At 31.0% G+C, this 6,541-nt stretch carries 5 protein-coding genes; all 5 read right to left on the bottom strand.

The features are described 5' to 3' along the window. Positions 1–439, bottom strand: a 439-nt coding sequence (locus ACQCX0_RS05255; RefSeq protein ID WP_462563118.1) for a hypothetical protein, incomplete at its 3' end; no start/stop codon positions are given. Beyond that, complete coding sequence (gene topA, locus ACQCX0_RS05250; protein ID WP_462563117.1) at positions 440–2,884, bottom strand: type I DNA topoisomerase; 2,445 nt, start codon at positions 2,882–2,884, stop codon at positions 440–442. Between the two features lie 16 nt (positions 2,885–2,900). Next, a complete protein-coding gene (gene dprA, locus ACQCX0_RS05245; RefSeq protein ID WP_462563116.1) occupies positions 2,901–4,010 on the bottom strand; it encodes a DNA-processing protein DprA in 1,110 nt (369 codons plus the stop codon). Further along, positions 4,007–4,591, bottom strand: a complete 585-nt coding sequence (plsY, locus tag ACQCX0_RS05240; protein ID WP_462563115.1) for a glycerol-3-phosphate 1-O-acyltransferase PlsY — start codon at positions 4,589–4,591, stop codon at positions 4,007–4,009. The genes dprA and plsY overlap by 4 nt, the downstream gene beginning before the upstream one ends. A 54-nt stretch (positions 4,592–4,645) precedes the next feature. Continuing rightward, positions 4,646–5,107 carry a Holliday junction resolvase RuvX gene (gene ruvX / locus ACQCX0_RS05235; protein WP_462563114.1) on the bottom strand — a complete coding sequence of 154 codons (462 nt, stop codon included), beginning with the start codon at positions 5,105–5,107 and terminating at the stop codon, positions 4,646–4,648. Positions 5,108–6,541 lie beyond the last annotated feature (1,434 nt).

Below are 6,541 nucleotides of genomic sequence, written 5' to 3'. Positions count from 1 at the left end.
TTCTGTCTCTGCCTCTTTCAGAACTGCGATCACCTCTAAAGCCACCTCTGTCTCCTCCTATATAAGAATTATTTCTTTCAGAGTCTTCCCCCTCAGAAGGTTTGTTGAAAGCTAAATCTCTTTTTTGTGATTCTGAGAATTGGTTTTGATTTTTATGGTGGATATCATCTGTAGCAGTAGATTTTTCTTTAAAATATGTATCTTTTTGAGAAAATTTATTTTTTTGTGTGTTAAATTTTTTTTCTTTAGTAAAACTTTTAGAATCCTCAGAAAACTGTTTATCTCTATAAGACTTGTCTTTAAAGCTTTGATGAGATTCCTGATTATGATTATCTTCAAAGAAATTACCTTTTGTTCCGGAGAAATTGGGGTTTTTGTCTCTAGAGGTTCTATTTTTTGTGGTGGCATTATTATTTTCCCCATTGTTTTGGTTATACACTTAAGATTCCTTATTTAGTTCTTTTATAATACTAATAGCTTGTTCTAAACTAATATCAGTATTTTTTAATTCTTTAGGAATTTTATAGTTTTTATCATTGTATTGAATGAAAGAACCAAATTTTCCAAATTTAAGTAGAATAGGATTATCGGTATTAGGAAAAATCCCCAAATTAATACCGCTTTTTTTAGCTATTGTTGTTTCTATTATATCTTTAGCCTTGTTTTCATCTAAATTAAAGAAATTTTCTTTAACGGAATAAAAAGTATTATTATGTTTAAGATAAGGACCAAATCTACCTATTCCTAAAAAGATACCTTTACTTATTTCTTTTGGCAAGGAAATTAAAAAAATAGCTTTTTCTAGATCAATGGATTTAATATCTATATTTTTAGGAATAGCCGTTCTTTTAGGTTTTTTATCTTGGAGTTCTACATAAAAACCATAAGGTCCTTTTTTTAAATAGATATCAAGGGAATTACTTGGTAATTGACCTAATAAAAGGTTAGTGGGTTGAATGGTATCATTCGTATCACTATCTTTAGAATCGGTAGATTCTTCTAAATTTTTTATATAAGTACATTCAGGATATAAAGAACACCCTATAAAGACTCCAAATTTAGAATTCTTAATACTTAACTGTCCTTTTAAGCATTTAGGACACAGAGTATTTTCACCGATAAAATGTTTCCCAATCGTATTATTTAGGGTTTCTATAACATTAAGAGGAGAAAGTTTACTAACTTCTTCTACATTTTTATGAAAATCATCCCAAAAGTCTGATAATACTTTGTGCCAATCTGCTTTACCACTAGAAATTTCATCCAACATTCGTTCCATTTCCGCAGTGAAGGAATACTCTACATATTTACTAAAAAAACTAATTAGAAACTGGCTTAAAACTCTACCACGATTCTCAGGATAAAACTTTTTATTCTCAATCCTAGTATATTTTCGTATTTGTAGTACTGAGATAATATTTGCATAGGTTGAAGGTCTGCCTATACTTAGTTCTTCTAAATTCTTTACCAAACTAGCCTCGGTATACCTAGGAGGAGGCTCAGTAAAATGTTGCTTCGAGATAGTTTTAATACAATTTAAATTTTCTCCCTCAGTACAGTTTGGTAAAAGAGTTATTTCTTCTTCCTTATCTGTAGAGGTTTTATATAATTTATAAAAGCCGTCAAATTCTAGGGTAGACCCACTGGCTCTCAGAATATGTTTTTTATTTCTGCTATGTACTTCAAAGACTTTATTATTATAAAGAGCACTAGCCATTTGGCTAGCAACGGAGCGTTTCCAGATTAAATCATATAACTTGTATTCATCTGTTGTTAAAAAATTTTGAATCTTGGCAGGAATAAGAGAGATAGAAGTAGGGCGGATTGCTTCATGTGCTTCTTGAGCATTCTTAGCTTTAGTTTTATAGATTCGGATTTGTTTTGCTAAATATTTATTACTATATTCTATTTCAATAAAATTTCTAATATTAGTTATTGCCTCAGGGCTAATTTGGGTTGCATCGGTTCTCATATAAGTTATAAGACCCACAGTCTCAGATCCTAAATTAATACCTTCATAGAGTTTCTGTGCTACAGACATAGTTTTTTTAGCAGCAAACCCTAGTTTGTGAAAGGCTTCTTGTTGTAAGGAAGAAGTTGTAAAAGGAGCATAAGGATTTTTATTAATTTTTTTTGTTTCAACTTTGGCTAGAATATAATGTTCTTTCATAAGAATCTTTTCAATCTCAGTAGCTTCAGTAGCGTTTTTAATATCTAGTTTGTCTAACTTTTTATTATTAAATTGTACTAATTTAGCATTAAAGTTAGCATCAAGAGCATTTTGCATAAGCCCAGCAATAGACCAATATTCTTGAGTTTTAAAGGCATCTATTTCTAATTCTCGTTCTGCTATTAATTTTAGAGCAACTGATTGTACTCGTCCCGCAGACCTACTACCCGGTAATTTTCTCCATAAAATAGGAGATATGTTAAACCCTACTAAATAATCTAGGGCAATTCTGGTTAAATAAGCAGAAACCAGAGAATCATCAATATTACGGGGATTCTTAAAGGCATCCAAAATACTTTCTTTAGTAATAGAATTAAAAACTACTCGTTTAATAGGTACTTTACTTTTTAAAAGTTTCTTTTCCTTTAGGTAAGCTACAATATGCCAAGAAATAGCCTCTCCTTCCCTATCAGGGTCTGTTGCTAGAATAATCTCATCAGCTATTGCAACTGAACTTTTAATTTCTTTTAAATGTTTTTTACCTTGTTCGGTTTCCTGCCAAAGCATTTTAAAATTATGCTCTGGGTCTACAGAGCCACTTTTTTGTACAAGTTGTCTGATATGACCGTAGCTTGCTATAACTTTGTAATCTTTGCCTAAATATTTATTTATAGTTTTAGCTTTGCTAGGAGATTCTACAATTACAAGATACATAATTAGTTTACCTATTTTAAAATAATGCTACATTATTACCGGAAAATCTTTCTAATTTTCCTGATAACTCTAATTCTAGTAAAATAGTATTTACAATAGAATAAGAAAATTTACTCTCTTTAACTAATGAATCAATGGTTATAGCAGAAGGAGATAATAATTCTAGTATTCCTTTTCTAGCTTTTAATAAATCTTGCTCAGTAATAGTAGTAATAGGATTAGGAACTTCGTAGATCATTTCTGGTTCTTTCATGTATGATGAAGAATCTTTTATCATATCAACAATATCTTGTGGAGTTTGTACTAAAAAAGCACCGTCTTTAATTAGGTCATTACTGCCTTTGTTCCTATGGTCTGTAGGATGATTAGGTATTGCAAAAATATCTTTCCCTTGATCTAGGGCATGTTGTGCTGTAATTAAACTCCCTGATTGAGAAGAAGCCTCTATTATTAACACCCCTCTGGACATGCCTGCAATCAAACGATTACGTCTGGGAAAATGCCCAGCGATTACAGGAGTTTTTAGAGAATATTCTGTAGCTAAAACACCGCTATTAGCAATATCATAGAATAGTTGTTTGTTTTCTTCGGGATATATAGTATCAAGCCCGCCACCTAAAAAAGCCACAGTACCTTTTTCTAAAGATCCTTTATGTGCTTCTGTATCAATACCTTTAGCAAGTCCTGAAACAACTAAGAATCCTGCTTCTCCCAATTTCTTAGCAAAGTTATAAGTAGTTTTTCTGCCTAACATAGAAGCATTTCTAGAGCCGACAATAGCAATACCGATTTTGCTAAGAAGTTGATAATGACCTTTTACATATAAAACAGGAGGTTTATCATTTATATATCTTAAGAGTGGTGGATAATACTTATTTTTATAAGTTATAACATTAATACCTGCTTCTAAGTGAGTATTTAAGATTTCTTCTGCTTTTTTATAAGATAAAATATTAATATTATTTTTACCACCCTTGGTAGCTAAATGGGGGAGCATTGCAAGAGATTTTTCTACGGTTTCAAACTGTTCCAATAATTTAAAAAAAGTAATACACCCAACATTTTCACTGCCAATAAGTCTGATAATATCTATGGTTTCATTATAATTAATTTCTGCTAACATCATTTTTTTAAGTTAATTTTACTCTCAGTTCCATTGATTAGATTTATTATATTGGTTTTATGCCTTGCTATTAATAATAAGGATATTATTAAGCTAAAGTAAATCATATTTTTTTGCAGTAATAAACTATAGATAGGTAACATAGTAAAAGCAAGGATTGCGGCTAAAGAAGAGTACTTAAAAAGTATAGCAATAATTAGCCAAGTTAGAATTACTAAGGCACCAATTAAAGGATTAAGTGCAAGGAGCGTTCCTAAAGATGTGGCAACTCCTTTGCCACCTTTAAAATTTAACCAAATAGGAAAATTATGTCCTATTATTGCAAATAATCCTGCTACAAATCCTAATTCAGGAAAATATAATTCTTTAAAAATTATACTTGCCACTGCTCCTTTAGAGAGGTCTAATAATAACGTAACTAAAGCTAATTTTTTGTAACCAGCTCTTAAGACATTAGTTGCCCCTATATTTTTTGACCCAACTTCACGAATATCGATTCCCTTAAAAATTTTTAGTAGTATCAGTCCATAAGGAATTGAACCTATTAAGTAGCTGATAATGATAGATATTGCTATCTTAAACATGACTTTTACCTATATTACATTTTATTATAAGTTGCAACTATCAATATACACAAATTATCCTTTTTGTAAATATTTTATAGTGTCTAGAGTTATTTGTAAAAACCAAGCTGCAGCAAACTCATCTACTATAGTAACTTTTTTCTTTATTGTAGCAAAAGATTTTTTAATTGCACGGGAAGAAAACCTTTCATCTTGTAAAAAAATAGGTAGATCTTGGTAGTGTAAACATAATTTTAAGAAGTCTAAAACGCTTTGGCAACGAGAACCCTCAATGCCACTTAATTCTATTGGGTATCCTGCAATTAAAGCCCCAGCACTCTCCTCTTTATAGAGGGTAAGAATTTTTGCTAAATCAGAGGTAAAGTTAGTTCTGTTTATAGTATAAAGAGGGAGAGCAATGGTTAAATCCGTATTAGATTTAGCAATACCTAAGTGATTTTTACTAACATCTAGAGCTAATAAACATTTCCCAAAAGGGAATACTTTTATTAGCTCTTTTATATCTTTAAGAATCATGCATCTCTAACCAATTATTACCAAACATTAGTGATATCTTTGCTTAATTTCTTAATATTTTTCTTCTCAAAAACAGGCTCTGCTTTATGTTGTAGCTGTGAGGTATAATCTTCTATGGTTTTGATTGCAACTTTTAATAACATAAAAACAGCTGAAATATTAGCTAAAGCTAAAAACACCATAAAAACATCTCCTAAAAGCCATACAACTTGTAATTCGGAAATTGCACCTACAAAGACCACTAATATAGTAAATATTCTTATAATATAAAACCATAAATTATTTTTAGTAATAAAATGTAAATTACTCTCTGCATAAGAATAATTACCGATTATAGAGGAAAAAGCAAATAAAAATACTGCCACGGCTACCACATAAACTGCTATATCACCTACATTTTGTTGTAAAGAGCTTTGTACTAATTCTACGCCGATAATCCCATTATTAGGAGAATAAACATTAGATAAAAGAATAATTAAAGCAGTTGCCGTACACATTACAAAAGTTACTAAAAAACAAGTTACCATACCTAATAATCCTTGTCTTACAGGGTGTTTTACCAGTGCAGAGGCAGAAATATTAGGAACACTTCCTAAGCCTGCTTCATTAGTAAATAAACCTCTTTTAATCCCAATGTTTATAGCTTGGGTTATAGTATAACCAAAAGCCCCTGAGAAAGCAGGCTCTAAGCCGAAGGCAGATTTAACAATTACAGCAAAAACCCCAGGTACGTTTGTAATATTTAGTAGAATAACAATCAGTGCAATAAATAAATACAAAACTCCCATAACAGGAACTAAAATGGATGTAATCAGAGCAATTCTTTTAATTCCACCGACAATAATGATAGACGTAAGAATAGCTATAATTACAGCCATAATACTTCTATCTATGCTAAAGGCATGTTTAAGAGAATAGGCAATGGTATTTGATTGAATGCTGTTGAAAGCAAAAGAATAAGTAAAAATCATAAGTAGAGCAAAAGAAAAACTTAGGAATCTGTTGTTAAGCCCTAATTTAATATAATAGGCAGGACCTCCAAAAAAATTTCCTTCTTGATTTTTTTGCTTATACACCTGTCCTAGAGTGTTTTCAAGAATACTAGTTGCTAAACCGAAAAAACCTATGATCCACATCCAGAATATAGCACCTGGACCACCTAAATAAATAGCAATAGCAATTCCTGCAATATTCCCTGTTCCAACTAATGAGGCAAGTGAGGTTGACATTGCCTGAAATGAGGAAATAGTTTTACTATCTTTATTAGAGCTACCTTTAAATAAGGAAAAAGCATGTGCAAAAAGCCTGAACTGAATAAATTTAGTTTTAAAAGTAAAGAATAATCCTGAAGCCACTAAAGTAAAAGTTAAAAGATAAGTGAGAATAGATCGGAAGAGCGTCGTGTAGGGAAAGAGTGTAGATCTCGGTGGTCGC

The organism is Candidatus Hepatincolaceae symbiont of Strigamia maritima, from assembly GCF_055505085.1.
Note: the sequence above shows the minus strand (reverse complement) of the source record. Positions and strands in the feature narration are given on the sequence as shown.